General features: G+C 59.2%; 14 protein-coding genes, 1 tRNA gene and 1 pseudogene. 4 read left to right on the top strand and 12 right to left on the bottom strand.

Annotated features, from left to right (window positions below):
* Window positions 1-115 precede the first annotated feature (115 nt).
* The 5 genes and pseudogenes from ACCD02_RS30770 to ACCD02_RS30750 all read right to left on the bottom strand — a co-directional run bounded on the left by ACCD02_RS30770 (window position 116) and on the right by ACCD02_RS30750 (window position 6,185).
* Entirely contained in the window at window positions 116-820 is a 705-nt protein-coding gene (locus ACCD02_RS30770; protein WP_413310169.1) for a methyl-accepting chemotaxis protein, read from the bottom strand.
* A gap of 153 nt (window positions 821-973) precedes the next feature.
* Window positions 974-1,177: pseudogene (locus ACCD02_RS30765) on the bottom strand (HAMP domain-containing protein); the annotation flags it as partial.
* Between the two features lie 1,178 nt (window positions 1,178-2,355).
* A complete protein-coding gene (gene ampE / locus ACCD02_RS30760; RefSeq protein WP_413310165.1) occupies window positions 2,356-3,192 on the bottom strand; it encodes a regulatory signaling modulator protein AmpE in 837 nt (278 codons plus the stop codon).
* Window positions 3,193-3,207: 15 nt separating this feature from the next.
* The gene (gene ampD, locus ACCD02_RS30755) at window positions 3,208-3,756 is read right to left on the bottom strand and encodes a 1,6-anhydro-N-acetylmuramyl-L-alanine amidase AmpD (protein WP_413310163.1); all 549 of its coding nucleotides are present in this window, start codon (window positions 3,754-3,756) and stop codon (window positions 3,208-3,210) included.
* A gap of 191 nt (window positions 3,757-3,947) precedes the next feature.
* Window positions 3,948-6,185, bottom strand: a complete 2,238-nt coding sequence (locus ACCD02_RS30750) for a DUF1631 domain-containing protein (protein WP_413310160.1) — start codon at window positions 6,183-6,185, stop codon at window positions 3,948-3,950.
* 453 nt (window positions 6,186-6,638) lie between these two features.
* Here ACCD02_RS30750 and nadC point away from each other — a divergent pair, with 453 nt between their 5' ends.
* A complete protein-coding gene (gene nadC, locus ACCD02_RS30745; protein WP_413310157.1) occupies window positions 6,639-7,487 on the top strand; it encodes a carboxylating nicotinate-nucleotide diphosphorylase in 849 nt (282 codons plus the stop codon).
* 97 nt (window positions 7,488-7,584) lie between these two features.
* Here the strand turns inward: nadC and ACCD02_RS30740 are convergent, their stop codons facing one another.
* Window positions 7,585-8,568: an aldo/keto reductase gene (locus ACCD02_RS30740; RefSeq protein WP_413310154.1), complete on the bottom strand. Its 984-nt coding sequence runs from the start codon at window positions 8,566-8,568 to the stop codon at window positions 7,585-7,587.
* A 99-nt stretch (window positions 8,569-8,667) separates the two neighbouring features.
* Between ACCD02_RS30740 and ACCD02_RS30735 the strand changes: the two genes are divergently transcribed.
* The 3 genes from ACCD02_RS30735 to ACCD02_RS30725 all read left to right on the top strand — a co-directional run bounded on the left by ACCD02_RS30735 (window position 8,668) and on the right by ACCD02_RS30725 (window position 10,273).
* A complete protein-coding gene (locus tag ACCD02_RS30735) occupies window positions 8,668-9,585 on the top strand; it encodes a LysR family transcriptional regulator (protein WP_413310151.1) in 918 nt (305 codons plus the stop codon).
* Window positions 9,586-9,683: 98 nt separating this feature from the next.
* Window positions 9,684-9,932 (top strand): type II toxin-antitoxin system HicA family toxin, encoded by a 249-nt coding sequence (locus ACCD02_RS30730; protein WP_413310148.1) that lies wholly within the window; start codon window positions 9,684-9,686, stop codon window positions 9,930-9,932.
* Window positions 9,932-10,273: a type II toxin-antitoxin system HicB family antitoxin gene (locus tag ACCD02_RS30725; RefSeq protein WP_413310147.1), complete on the top strand. Its 342-nt coding sequence runs from the start codon at window positions 9,932-9,934 to the stop codon at window positions 10,271-10,273. Before ACCD02_RS30730 ends, ACCD02_RS30725 begins: the two co-directional genes overlap by 1 nt.
* A gap of 136 nt (window positions 10,274-10,409) precedes the next feature.
* On the opposite strand, the gene ACCD02_RS30720 is transcribed toward ACCD02_RS30725, so the two are convergent.
* The 6 genes from ACCD02_RS30720 to ACCD02_RS30695 all read right to left on the bottom strand — a co-directional run bounded on the left by ACCD02_RS30720 (window position 10,410) and on the right by ACCD02_RS30695 (window position 13,564).
* Complete coding sequence (locus tag ACCD02_RS30720) at window positions 10,410-10,817, bottom strand: hypothetical protein (protein WP_413310145.1); 408 nt, start codon at window positions 10,815-10,817, stop codon at window positions 10,410-10,412.
* 40 nt (window positions 10,818-10,857) lie between these two features.
* Window positions 10,858-11,136, bottom strand: a complete 279-nt coding sequence (locus tag ACCD02_RS30715) for a DUF6388 family protein (RefSeq protein WP_413310142.1) — start codon at window positions 11,134-11,136, stop codon at window positions 10,858-10,860.
* A 115-nt stretch (window positions 11,137-11,251) separates the two neighbouring features.
* Window positions 11,252-12,454 carry a DUF4214 domain-containing protein gene (locus ACCD02_RS30710; protein ID WP_413310139.1) on the bottom strand — a complete coding sequence of 401 codons (1,203 nt, stop codon included), beginning with the start codon at window positions 12,452-12,454 and terminating at the stop codon, window positions 11,252-11,254.
* Between the two features lie 121 nt (window positions 12,455-12,575).
* Complete coding sequence (locus ACCD02_RS30705; protein ID WP_413310136.1) at window positions 12,576-12,797, bottom strand: hypothetical protein; 222 nt, start codon at window positions 12,795-12,797, stop codon at window positions 12,576-12,578.
* 174 nt (window positions 12,798-12,971) lie between these two features.
* A tRNA-Thr gene (locus tag ACCD02_RS30700) sits at window positions 12,972-13,048 on the bottom strand.
* Window positions 13,049-13,117: 69 nt separating this feature from the next.
* Entirely contained in the window at window positions 13,118-13,564 is a 447-nt protein-coding gene (locus ACCD02_RS30695) for a pilin (RefSeq protein WP_413310133.1), read from the bottom strand.
* Window positions 13,565-13,704: the final 140 nt, after the last annotated feature.

Below are 13,704 nucleotides of genomic sequence, written 5' to 3'. Positions count from 1 at the left end.
AAGGTGGCATTCCAGGCGACGAATATCTATCGGATGTACCGGCCTCTTCGCGAATGAATTCGCTCCCACAACATTTGCTCCCACAAAACTCGCTCCCACCGACCCCCCTTGTCATTCACACGCGGAAGGCACTGATCAACTGCTGCAACTCCAGCACCTGCGCCGAGAGCTGGCGGCTGGCGTGTTCGGTCTGGTTGGCGCCGTCGGCAGTACGTTCACCGGCCAGGTTGATTTCGACGATGTTCTGATCGATATCGTGGGCCACGGCGGTCTGTTGCTCGACGGCGGCGGCGATCTGTTGGTTCTGATCGACGATCAGGCCTACGGCGGCGAGGATATTCTCCAGCGCCTGCTGCACCTGCTCCGACTGCCCTACGGTGCCGGTGGCCATTTCATGACTGACACCCATGGCCTTGACCGCTGCGTCGACGCCGGACTGCAAGCGCAGAATCATCGCAGCGATTTCCTCGGTGGATTGCTGGGTGCGCCGGGCCAGGGTGCGCACTTCGTCGGCAACCACGGCAAAACCCCGACCCTGCTCGCCTGCCCGCGCAGCTTCGATGGCAGCGTTGAGGGCCAACAGGTTGGTCTGCTCGGCCACGCTCTTGATCACCTCCAATACCCGGCTGATGGCGCTGCTGTCGGTGGCCAGTTGGTTGATCACTTGCACCGACTGATCGATCTCCCCGGCCAGACGAGCGATGCTGCCTTGCTGCGACTGCACCAGACCGCGACCGTTGACGGTCTCCTGATTGACGCTTTGCGCGCTGTGCACGGCCGCCGCAGCACTGCGCGCAACTTCATGGGCAGTGGCGGACATCTGATTCATGGCCGTGGCCACCTGTTCGATCTGGCTGCGCTGCCCCGCCACCGCCTGATTGCTCAGGGACGATACCGACTCGACCTGTGCGGACTGGCGCTCGACTTCGATCACGGTCTGGCCGACTTTCTCGATCAGGTCATGGATTTTCGCCACGGTGCCGTTGAACACCCGGCCCAGTTCGCCCAGTTCATCACGGCTATGGGCGACAAAAGTCGCGGTCATGTCCCCCGCCGCCACCTTGTCCATGATCAGCCCTAGTCGCCGCAGCGTGGTGCGAGTCGAGACGTAGAAGCCGCCATACAGGTAGAAAATCAGCAGGAATACGGCCGCCAGGGCGCTGATCAGCAAGATCATCTGCTGACGGTTCTCAGCCAGGCGCTGTTGCAACTGCCGATCGAGAAAGGTCAGGGTCGCATCACTGAGCTGGTAGGTCTGGGCAATCAGGGCGGTGGTCTTGTCGTAGAAACCCTGCCATGGCGCGTCGAGGGTTTCGGCGACCATGATCTGCTCTTCGAACAGCTCGCTGCCTTGCTTGAGGGTCGCCAGGCTATTGCTGGCCAGGGTGTCGAGGCTCTTGTGCGCTTCGGGGCTGGCGGCCAGGGCGTCCTGCAACTTGAGGGCGTAATCGGCCTGGAGTTTTTCCAGGCGCTGCAGCAGATCGTCGAAATGGGTGCTGGTGGCGGAATTGAGCTGGCCCTGACCGAGGGAGTACGAGCCCATGGCCCGGCCTTCACCGAGCGCCTGAGTAACCAGCGGCGTGACACTGGTGAGCAGTTCGGTGAGCTGGCGAATATCACTGTTGGGATCCTGACTCAGCCCTGCCTGACTGGCGATCACCTTGCTGAAAGTCAGGGTCTTGTTCAGCAGCTTTTCCAGCTGCGCGTTCTTGTTCTGCAAGCCGGATTCGGCCTGTTGCGCCTTGAAATCGGCGATCAGCTCATCACGCTTGGCATTGAACACACTGACCTGCTCCGGCACCAGTGTCACCGCTGTGAGGCCGTTGAGCTTGCCCAGCACAGTGCTTTCCAGGCTACTGATGCGGTTTTCCAGTTCCGCGACCTTGCTCGACTGACCCAGGACCAGATTGATCGCCGCCAGCTGGCTCAGGGTTTCTACGTCGCGGCGCAGGCTCAGACTGTCGCCGAACAACACCAGGCTCTGCTGCTCGGTGCGCGTCACCAGCAATTCGCGATAGGCGTCGCGCACCAGATAGAAATTGGTGACCAGCATGGGCACGAAAAACAGCACGCTGATCAGGCTGAATTTCATGCCAAAGCTGAGGCGGTTCATCAACGCGATAGCCGGAGACAAAAGGCTCTTCACAGAACTCTCCCTTTTTCTTTTATTGTTTTGGGGTGCGGCAGTAGCTCAACGCCATTAGCGGGCGCCAAACCTGTATACCGGAATCCTGAGAGGGGTTTTGTAAGTAAAAGTAAATGCGGGGAAAGGCTATAGGAGATCAATGTGGGACCGGCTTTAGCCGGGAAGACGTATTCCCGGCCGGTCCCATAGAAGCAAATACAGTCGTCAACTCAGACGAGCAAGGTCCACAAAGCAAAGCCCGCGTACCAGACAATCGCCGCGCGAATCAGCAATTCCCACAGCACATCGAGGCTGGAAACCCCTTCGGCACCCAACTCCGGCTCGGGCACTTCACTGGCGACGCAGCCGATATGGGCGATCAGTTGCGCCGAGCTGATATTCCAGTTGAGCAGCTCGTGCAACATGACCCGACTGACCGCGACGAAATTGCCGACCAGGGCGAAGCTGGCGGCAAGCAGGCGCACCGGCACCCAGTCAAAGGCATGGCGCAGTTGCCCGGCGCGTTCAACCAGAGCCGGGCTGCTGCCCTTCTCCGCCGCCAAGGCCAACAGGCGATAGGCCAATGCTGCCACCGGGCCCAGCAGGAAGTACCAAAAGATCACCACGAAAAAGCTCTGGAATGCCTGCCACATCATGTAGCGCTGTACGCCCGCGAGCAGTTGCTCGCCATTCTCGGCCTGCACCCCCATATCCCTGTCGGCCACCAGCGCGGCCGCTTCGACATCGCCACGCCGACAGGCATCGCGAAATGGCCCCAGGGCAGCAATCAGATCGCCGCGCCCAAGGCTGTAGATCAACACCAACAGATGCAGCGGGAACACCAGCCAGCCATAGGCCACCGAACCCAGCACAAACAGAATCAGCCCCAGAATCGACACCGGCAGCAAGACCGTCAGCAGCAGCATCAGCCAGGGATGAGCGCCCAGACGCGGGCTCGCCTCCAACCGCGCCAAGGCCCGCAACCAAGGGCCGTCGCGCTGGACACGCTGGCGCAGGGCCGAGAATTTTTCGATCCAGACCGCCAGCAGCAACACCAGAAAGCTCATTACCTGTTCCTCAAATCAGTCCTGCAACGCCGCCAGAAAGCGGGGCCACTCAAAAAACGGTCCGGGATCGGTCTTGCGCCCCGGAGCAATATCACTGTGCCCACAGATTCGTTGCGCGGTGATGGCCGGAAACGCCGCCTGCAACTGCCGGGTCAAATCGATCAGCACCGCATACTGGATCTCGGTGAACGGCTGATCATCCGTGCCTTCCAGCTCGATGCCAATCGAGAAATCATTACAGGTATCCCGCCCTTGGAAGCGTGATACACCGGCATGCCACGCGCGCTCAAGACAAGAGACGAACTGCGTCACCTCGCCATCACGTTCAATCAGAAAGTGCGCGGAAACCCGCAGGTCGGCAATGCTTGCGAAATAGGGATGCTCGGCGGGATCCAGACGGTTCTGGAACAGCGCCTGAACCTTGCCGGTCTTGAACTGGGCGGGAGGCAGGCTGATGTTGTGGATCACCAGCAGCGAGATTTCAGCGTCCGGTCGTTCATTGAAATTGGCCGATGGGCAGTGCTGTATGCCTTGGCACCAGCCTGTGGCGCGGTCCAGCTGCATGAAGGCTCCTTGAGGGGCGGTCAGAGCTGTCAGTATGCCCGCGATGGGAGCGGATGTGAGGTGATTATGGATCGAATGTGGGACCGGCTTTAGCCGGGAAGACGCCGCTATAGTCGAAAGAACGACATGGGGGGTGATGACGCCTTCCCGGCTGCAGCCGGTCCCACATGTCGCCATTGCATAGACCAGCTTCAGGCACCCTTGCGCTTGCTCAGGCTACCAATTACCGACTCCAGTGCCCGGTCGAACAACAGCGTGTCGTCGAGTACGCGAATGGAACCACGGCGGAATTCCACGGCCAGGCCCATGCGGGTCTTTTCCATGACTTTCATGCCGGTGCGGTTGACGAAGATGTAGCGCCCGCCCGGCTCGACGATGGCGGCCAGCTTGCAGCGCAGCTTGTGGTCTTCGTCTTCCTGCATCTCGACCCAGCAACCGAGGCGCAGTTGATCGACCTTGAGCAGCCCTTCGTCATTGGCGGGCAGGTTCAGGACCGGCTCGCTGAACAGTTGCTCGCCGGGGGCAATCAGGACGATTTCCTCGACTACGGCCATCATCGGCGGCGTTGGGTCCGGCTCGGCGGTCACCGCGCCGCCATCGACTTCCTGAATCCGCGCAAAATGCTGGAAGGCTTGAACATGCAGCACTTCCAGTTGGCTGAAGAATTCGCTGGTGGCAAAAGGGTCAAAAGCCGCGCTGGTCAGGCCGTCGCGCAGGGCCTTGAGCAGGCCGGGCACCAGTTCCAGCAGGCGCTGACGGGCTTCGGGCTCTTCATGCAGCTCGACGCTCCAGACCAGATCGTCCATGGCTGCCAGGCCCGCCTGCCATTCAGGCGACTCTTCGCCATGCTTGAGACAGGTCAGCAGCAACACTTTGCTCCAGGCTTCCTGCAACAGGCGCACCACCACTTCAGGCAGGGTCTTGCCCAGCAGGCGCTCATTCAGTTCAAGCTGCACGCGCTGACGGGCCAGTTCGGCGCGGGCACGCCCCTCTTCGGCGTCACGGGTGCGTTGTTCAAGCAGCTCGCTGCGGCGGCGCTCGTCGCTGGTAAAGGCGAGGAAATCCACTAACAACTCGGAAAAGATCGCCGGGTCGTCGACGAAATCGTTGAGCAAGCGCTGCACGATCTGTTCGACCCGTAGGTATAAAGCGTCACGCTGATAGTCGTCACGCCCGCCCCAGCCCAATGCCGCCGAGGCGATTTCATTGAGCAGGCGCCGCGCCGGATGGCTGCCGCGGCTGAAGAAACTCTTGTCCAGCACCGCCACTTTGAGCATCGGAATTTGCAGGCGACCAATCAGCGCACGCAGCGAATGCGGCAGGTTGCGGTCGTCGAGAATGAATTCGAAGAGCATGGCGATCAGGTTGATCACGTCCTCATCACCGGCGCCGACCACGCGGAACTTGCCGCTTTTGACACTGACCCGGGTCAGCAGCTGTTCCAGCTGGTTGCGCAGGTCGAAGTCGTCACGCATATCGGAATGGGGAACGAACTGCTGCAAGTGCGATAGCAGGCGCAGCAGGTCATTACTGGAAATCGGCCGGGCTTCTGTGCTGGGCTCATGCCTTGGCGCCAGCTTGCCGCGCAGTTCCGCAACCAGTGCCTGCAAAGCACCGAACACTTCCTGCACGCTCTTGTCGATCTTGTCCGCCGCCTGAATCAGCTCAGGGTCGGCCACGCTGATGGAGCGCTTCTTTTCCGGCGCACGATCGCTGGCCCTGCGTGACGGCAGAGACTTGAGCTCCGGAAGAATGCCGGTGGCGATCAACAGGCGATTGGCTTCGCCGTAAAGGTGATCGACGTCGGCCAGCACGTACTTTTCAAACAGCTTGAGGATGATCAGCTTGACCTTGATCTCCATGCCCAGGCTGCGCCCGGCCTGCAAGAAAAAATCACAGAGCTGGGCCGGCCCCATAGGGTTGGTCTGATCGGTGACCGGCTGCGGGATCAGGGCATTGAGGCGCGTCGTCAGTTGGCCCAGGGCGACGCTGTCACGGCTCATGACCCGGGAGACCATGGCATCGACGGCCACGGTGCGCTCCAGATCATCGTTGGCCACCAGGGCCAGCTTGTCGAACGCTACCGGCGCAGGGGTCAGCAGCGGATCACTGACCTGGTAGTGGCCCAGGCGCAGAACGGCTTCGTAGAATTTGTCGAGGAAGGTGCGCTCGATGCTTTTGCGTTTCAGGCGCAGGTCGCGCATGGCCTCGAAGAACAGATTCTGCTCGCTGTTGCTCTTGGCACGGTCGGCCATCTCGAAAAGGGTATCGTCGGCGTTGTCGAACAACGCCTGCAAGGCTTCCTTGAGCTGCTGGGCCGCCTTGTCGCGCACTTGCAACAGCACCACCGGCAGACGGGCAAGGGGGGACTGAGCGGCCATATCGGCGCTCGCCTTGTTCAACGGTACTACTTTTTCGTCGCCCTGCATCAAGCCCCCAGTCCCAAAAACATCCACGATCCCTTGGCAAACCGGGCCTCGTGCCCTTGCCTGTAAAGTGATCTCCCTCAGCCAGCAGCACCTGTCAAAGACATGACGTCAAATACAAGTCGCCGCATTATCTTGCAAAATATTGCTATTCGCCAGTAGGGATATCGCGGAAGAAACTCTGTGGCGAGCCCAGTGCTCGCAATGGGGTAGACCGTGAAAAAGCCGATCCATCGCAAGTAACGGTGAAAAACCGACCAACAGCATCTATTGGGTGCAAACGAGATCTCTGTTGGAGCCTGGCTTGCCCGCGAATGGTCCACCTGGGCGGATCAGAAACACCGCACCGTCTGGTTCGCGGGCAAGCCACGCTCCAACGATGGTCGGCGAGGCTAACGGGTGGGTTACCGCGAGGACCTGCCTTATACTCGGGCCACTTTGAAAGTGGAGCCCGCTATGCCGAATGTACGACTCGCCACCCTGACGGCCGAAATCGAAGCCAACGTGCGCCGCGCGCTGCTGGAGGATGTCGGCAGTGGCGATATCACCGCCCAACTCATTCCCGCCGAACGCCTGGCCAAGGCCACCATCATCAGCCGCGACGATGCGGTGATCGCTGGCAGCGCCTGGGTCGATGCGGTATTTCGTCAGCTGGACCCACGGGTAGCGGTGCATTGGCAGGTGGCCGATGGCGACCGGGTCAAACCCAATCAGGCGCTGTTTCACCTCGAAGGCCCGGCCCGTTCGCTACTGACCGGCGAGCGCAGTGCACTGAACTTCCTGCAGATGCTCTCGGGGGTCGCGACCCGCGCGCAGTACTTCGCCGACATGGTGGCGGACACCCAGGTCAAGCTGCTCGACACCCGCAAGACTTTGCCCGGCCTGCGTCAGGCGCAGAAATACGCGGTGACCTGCGGCAGCTGCCACAACCACCGCATCGGCCTGTTCGATGCCTTCCTGATCAAGGAAAACCATATTGCGGCCTGCGGTGGCATCGCCCAGGCGATCAGCGCAGCGCACAAAATTGCTCCAGGCAAGCCGGTGGAGGTTGAAGTCGAAAGCCTGGAAGAACTGCAGGAGGCCCTCGACGCCGGGGCTGACATCATCATGCTCGACGAACTGAGCCTGGATGATATGCGCGAAGCCGTGCGTCGCACCGCCGGCCGCGCCAAACTGGAAGCCAGCGGCGGCATCAACGAACAAACCCTGCGTGTGATTGCCGAGACAGGCGTCGATTACATTTCCATTGGCTCGATGACCAAGGACGTGAAGGCGGTGGATCTGTCGATGCGTTTGAGTCTCTGACTCAAACGCTGTCACAGGATAGAAAATCAGCATCACTTCAGTTGAGTTGCCGACTGTGCCAGGGCCCCCTGGCTCGGTAAGGAGTTCGGGCCCACAGTCAGCGATCGACCCGTTGCTGCAAATGGGCCGGATAGCGATCACCGACGACCTGAATATTGGTCAGGGCCAGCTCGATTGCGGACAGGTCCATTGCAGAGAGCTCGACGCTGGCCGCACCGGTGTTTTCCTCAAGACGGTTCAGTTTGGTGGTCCCCGGAATCGGCACGATCCAGGGTTTGCGCGCCAGCAGCCAGGCAATCGCAATCTGCGCACGGCTGGCACCCTTGCTCGCGGCGATCTGGCCAAGCAACTCGACCAGTTGCGCATTGGCCTTGCGGTTCTCTTCGCTGAAGCGCGGCACGATGGTGCGGAAGTCATCGGCGGCAAAGGTGGTCTGCTCGTTGATAGCCCCGGTCAAAAAGCCTTTGCCCAACGGGCTGAACGGCACAAAACCGATGCCCAGCTCTTCAAGCACCGGCAGGATGTCCTGCTCCGGCTCACGCCACCACAGCGAATATTCACTCTGCAGCGCGGCCACCGGCTGCACGGCATGGGCGCGACGGATCGACTGCACACCGGCCTCGGACAGGCCGAAGTGCTTGACCTTGCCCTCGGCAATCAACTCTTTGACGGCTCCGGCGACCTCTTCGATGGGTACATTGGGATCGACGCGATGCTGATAGAACAGATCGATGCGATCGGTTTTCAAACGCTTGAGGGAAGCTTCAGCCACGGCGCGGATATTTTCCGGTCGGCTATCGAGCCCCTGAGCCACATCGCCGTTCTTGAAGCCAAACTTGGTGGCGATCACGATCTGATCACGAAAGGGCGCCAGGGCTTCGCCCAACAGCGTTTCGTTGGTGAACGGGCCGTAGGCTTCGGCCGTGTCGAAGAAGGTCACGCCACGTTCGAAGGCCGCGTGAATCAAGTGGATAGCGGCGGACTTCTCCATCGCCGGACCATAGGCAAAGCTGATGCCCATGCAACCCAGACCGATGGCAGAAACCTCAAGACCGCTGTTGCCTAACTGACGCTTTTGCATTTTTCCGGCTCCTCTTGTAGGGTCCGGTCTACCTTATATAGCTGTAACATTCTCAACAATACGGCAACTTCTGCATAAGCTACTGAGGAATATTCATCAATGCTGCGCGCCGACCTGCCCGAACTCACCGCCTTCATCACCATTGCCGAACATCGCAGCTTCAGCGGCGCAGCCCGAGTGCTGGGCGTATCCGCTTCCGCCCTGAGCCACTCGATGCGTAACCTCGAGGCGCGCCTGGAAATGCGCCTGCTCAACCGCACCACCCGCTCGGTGGCCCTGACCGAAGCCGGGGAGCAACTGCTGCTGGGCGTGCGCCCGCTGCTCGCCGACCTCGCCAATGTGGTCAACGAAGTCACCTCGGCGCGCAACACCCCATCCGGCTCGATTCGCATCAGCGCCTCGGAATCGTCGCTGCGCGAACTGATCCGCCATGTCGTACCCGACTTTGCCAAACGCTATCCGCAGATCCATATCGAGTTCGTGGTCGACAGCAAACTGCAGGACATCGTCGGCGATGGCTTCGACGCCGGCATCCGCCTCTACGACGACGTGCCCAAGGACATGATCGCCGTACGCTTTGGCTGCGACCTGATCTTCGCCGCCGTCGCCTCGCCGGAGTACCTGGCCAGCCACCCTGCCCCGCAACAACCCCAGGACCTCAAGCACCACCGCTGCATCCGCTTTCGCTTTACCAGCGGCGGCCTGTTTCGCTGGGATCTCAAGCAGGACCAGCACAGCAGCAGCCTCGACGTCGAAGGCCCGCTGACCCTGGACAACATCAACCTGATGATCGAAGCCGCCCTGGCCGGCATCGGCATCGCTTGGGTGCCCTTGGGGCAAGTCGCCGAACACCTGCAAAGCGGGCGGCTGGTCCATCTGCTGCCGAAGTGTGGTCCCAATTATTCAGGGCTGTGCCTGTACTACCCGGCGAACCGACATCCACCGATGGCGTTGCGGTTGTTTGCGCAGGCGGTGAGGGAGTGGGCAGCTGCGGAGTCCGATCTGACTGCCACGTAGCAGATTTTGGCGCTGCCGGGTGGTACGGGATCACTACCTTTATCGGATTGATTCATCCTATAAATGCGACTAAAGTTAGTCGCATTCGGAAAGATCACATGACCAGGCAAGAAAAGCTGCTCACCAAGCTGCTTAGCTATCAAATCAAGTTTACTTGGCCAGAACTGGTCAGCTTGCTTAACGGCTTGGGGTATCGACTGATAAAGGGCGATGGCAGCAGGGTGAAATTCCACAATGGCGATCCACGAGCCATGATCAACCTGCACAAGCCTCACCCCGGCAATGAGATAAAGACATACGCCAGAAGACAGGTGATCGATCACTTGAAGGCAGGAGAATTGATCTGATGAGCACCTTACTCAACCACCGAGGCTACTATGGTTCGATTGAAGCCAGCCCTGAAGATAACTGCCTGTTCGGCAAACTCCAGTTCATCCGGGCGCTGGTCAACTACGAGGGAGAGACGGTTGCCGAGTTGGCTCAGGCGTTCCGCGATGCGGTAGATGACTATCTCAGCACCTGTACGGCGCTTGCTCAGGAGCCGGAAATCCCCTGCAAAGGCTCATTCAACGTCAGGGTGGGACATGAACTGCACCTGGCCGCGAGCGTTGCCGCGACGCGGCAGAGTATTTCCTTGAATGACCTGACCCGTAGGGCGCTTAGCGAGTATCTGGGGCATCAGGGCTAACCGTTCACGTAGATGTCCGGTCGAACCGCTCCGGGCAGGAGCCAACTTGTTGGCGAGCCGTCTTGACGCGGAGCGTCAGGGATGGCGCTTCGCCAACATGTTCGCTCCTGCCCCGCACCGGGCTTACACCACGATTTCATTTTTTGCCCGGCCATTGCAGATCCGGCGGCGTGAATCGGCAGGTTTTCTCGAACTTGACGGCATCCGGCCACGGAATACCGGCGTCATGTACACGAGTCAACACGCCTTGCATGTACGCCTGCTGGCTATAGGTATGACCGCAGGGCATAACCAAGGTGTAGGTCCGCGAAGTATGGCCCTCGTCATCGATATTGATGGACAGAGAGTACGTGTAGCCCTCACCAAACTGATCTTCGATAACCTTGTCGAGCCCCTTGGCCTTTTCCATAAGCCGTACCTCGTCGCGCATCCTTTGATAACTGTCATACATTCTGAAGGGTAAGCCCCAGTCAAAACTGACCCACAATGCAAACACACTGACAACAATCAGTATCCCTACAAGCACCCGGGTTCTGCGCGGCATCATCGATTCCTTGATCAGCCATTATCTTTTTGAGTCAGGGTTAAGCGCTCAGCGTCGCCATTTCTTGCCGACGCTCCTCACGTAGTTGCTCAAGCTCGGCAGGAGACCGGGCGATCAACATCAGGGCGTAGTCCTGGGGCGTGGTGCGGCGTTCTTCGGCGGCACGGACGAATGCGGCGTGGGCGTGGTCTTCCTTGCGCTGCTGTATGAACAGACCGCCGGGATGGATATGGAAATTGGCCAATTCCCACCGCAGGGTTTCATTGCGGCTGATAAAGATTTCGAGGGCGGTGGTCATTAGCTGAGAACTGCGGAACATGAGCGTCTCTCCTTGAGCGTGGCGGCCTCCATATCGGCCGCCTCGTACATTCCTGCATGCAGTTCGTCGCCTCGGGTGCTGCTCGATCAAAAGCACCCGGTCTGGGAGAAAATGCTTACACCAAAAAATCCCACGAACTCTGCGGCATGTACTGCGCCACCAGCTCATTGGACGTGACAAAACCCTGGGCGACCTGTTCCAGGGTCTGATGACCCTGGTCGATCTGCGCGCTCCAGTAGGCCTTGCCGACGGCATCGGTGGGGCGATTGAGAATCACGTTGTACAGCGTGTCCAGATCGTGACTGGTATTGCCGTTGAACAGCGTATTGCCTGACTCCAGCGAGCGGGTCATGGTCACGGCGATCTGGCCCAGGCTCTGCCCCGCCTTGACCTGCCCATCCCAGTAGCCGAAACCGGCCAGGTCAGGCTGGCGGCCGAGGATATGGTCATACAAGGTCGCGATGGCGGTCTGCTCGGTGGTGGCCTTGATATCGATGATGCCGTTCGAGGTCTTGATATGCTCAACGTTGACCAGGGTCATGGTGTTGAACGTGCTGACGGTGAAGGTGACGTATCCGGCGTGCTGCTGGATTTGTGACTCCGGCATAAAGCCCTGGACGTCAAGTGTGTCGTCGCCCTTGCCGCCATGGAAGTACTGGTCCAGGCGATTCATGAAGCTATCGAGTATCAGCGTATCGTTGCCGCCACCGCCGTAGACCGTACCACCGCGGCTGTTGTCATAAAATGTCTGGCTGGCATCGTCGCCGATCACCACGTGCTGGGAACCCCGAAGCTGCACATGACCTGCGCCTACCACCAGGGCAAAGGTCGCACCAATCGCCGTATCCACCGTAGCCGGCGTAGCGCTGAGATCCACCAGCACCAGGTCTTTGATCGTCGCGGCACCAATGCTGGCCTGCCGCTCGTAGACCGTGCCGTCGTACTTGGGTTTATAACTGGTGACATACACCTGGCTGTCGACGGCAAGAGTGTTCAGGTACTTCTGCGTATAGGTGTTGATATACGCCTTCTCGTCCCTGCCATGCACAGTGGACGTGGCATCGAGCAGCGCATTGAGCGTCGCCTTGGCCTGGGCGGGCGTATGCAGCCCGGTGGAAATGGCATCCAGGCCCTGACCGACGTAGAGCAAATCGATGCCGTTATCGATCTTGATAGAAGCGAATCGAGGGTCCTGCGCCGTGCCCACTCGCGAAGTGGTCACGATCGGCACATTGATCAGGGTCGCGCTGCTGCCGTCGCCAAGGGTGATGGGTGTGCTGGTGACGACAATGCCGTCCTGGATTTCAGTACTGGCCATGTGACCTCCGTGTCTGTCGCCAACGAAACAAATGCTGACGAGGGATTTGCGAAAGGCCGCACTGTATCAACCCTGTTACCGAGTGTGTGAATGAGGCGAGAAACGGTCAACAGCTGGCGATTCAGCGCGCTTGCGGATCCGTCACAATGCTCCGCGCTACCCGGCGCAACTCACTGATGGAAGACCCCAGCCCCTCTATCTGACCAAGCACCTCAACGGCATCGTGCTGATGGATCGTATGCCGCAGATACTCGAAATGCCCCGCCATCGCAGTCTTGACCCGCTCCAGATCCAGGGCAGTGACCTGCAGGTCATGGCGGATGGTATTTAGCTCGTAGGGCAACGGCGTTCTCCCTGGTTTTTTGTGGAATTCTGGTTGTGGGATGAATCGGGTTATTAGGCCATGGGGGTTGGTTGCGATCTTTGACGGTTGTCATGGCTGAAGCGTTTTTTGACCCGGAAAGCAAAAGCCCCGGAGGCATGGACTGCCTTCCGGGGCTTTTGAGTGCTGCGTTGCTGGTGCCGAAAACAGGAATCGAACCTGCGACCTTCGCGTTACGAGTGCGCTGCTCTACCGGGCTGAGCTATTTCGGCTGGATAGAACTTTTAGCGTAGTCGTGCGGGTGGACTCAGTAGACTCGTCAACTCAGCAGGCTAGGATCATCAGTTGGTAGCCTTACAAAGAATTGGCGTATTACCTTGAGCAGCCAAGCAGCCGCTGGTTGAGTTAGACCAAGTAGTTGCGCCTGCACCTACAGTAGGAACCAAAATATACGTCGATGCAGCAGAAAGACCACCAGCAGTTGTAGGGGTGACAGTGATAGTGCCATCAGTAACACCTACGCTAGCAACGTAAGTTGTGGCAGTTGTAGCAGGGATTTCGTTGGTGCCGAGCGAGCAACCTGTTTTAGTACCAAGATTCTGAACGCATACGGCAACAGCGGTCTTATAGGTATCTGCAACGGATATCACTTCCGCAAAACGAGCTTTGGCGGTGTAATTTTGATAAGCAGGCAATGCAACAGCTGCCAGAATACCTACGATGGCAACCACGATCATCAGTTCGATAAGCGTGAAGCCCTTTTGCAGGGATTTCGATACGTTTTTCATTTACTACTTCTCCAGGCGTCAATAAGTGGTGCCGTTGCCTGAGCTAAAGCACAGGCTGTGCCAATCCCGTTTTTTGTGACGCCGGTTACATTTTTTTCGGAAAAAGGCATCTGCGGCATCACATCAGCCAGCACAAACTG

Origin of the sequence: Pseudomonas sp. Pseusp88 (assembly GCF_047303955.1) — a bacterium.
GTDB lineage: Bacteria > Pseudomonadota > Gammaproteobacteria > Pseudomonadales > Pseudomonadaceae > Aquipseudomonas.
This window is presented reverse-complemented; position numbering and strand designations above follow the sequence as displayed.